The sequence below is a fragment of the Mesorhizobium sp. M1A.T.Ca.IN.004.03.1.1 genome (assembly GCF_003997555.1).
GTDB lineage: Bacteria > Pseudomonadota > Alphaproteobacteria > Rhizobiales > Rhizobiaceae > Mesorhizobium.
The window spans coordinates 1-314 of the sequence record NZ_RZTV01000141.1 but is presented as its reverse complement, the minus strand read 5'-3'; the positions used below and the strand labels follow the sequence as shown (position 1 = coordinate 314).

Here is a 314-nt window from a genome sequence, read left to right as displayed (position 1 = left end):
GCAGCTTGAAGCCGGGCGGGATCGGCAGACCGGCGGTCAGCGCCTTGGTCTTTTCGGCGGCGAGCGCCTCGGCCTTGTCCTTGGCGTCGTTGTGAGCGGCAACGATCAGGTCCTCGAGGATCTCGACATCGTCTTCCTTGAACAGCGACGGGTCGATCTTCAGGCTCTTCAGCTCGCATTTGCCCGTGATGACGACGGCGACGAGTCCGCCGCCCGCCTTGCCTTCGGCCGTGAGCTCGGCGATCTCCGCCTGCATCTGCTCCATCTTGGCCTGCATTTCCTTGACTTTGCCCATCATGCCCATGATGTCGCGC

1 protein-coding gene is annotated in these 314 nt (G+C 63.4%); it reads right to left on the bottom strand.

The genetic code is table 11. From position 1 onward, the window contains the following. Positions 1-314: YbaB/EbfC family nucleoid-associated protein (locus tag EOD29_RS31055; protein WP_127248797.1), on the bottom strand; the 314-nt coding region annotated here is incomplete at both ends.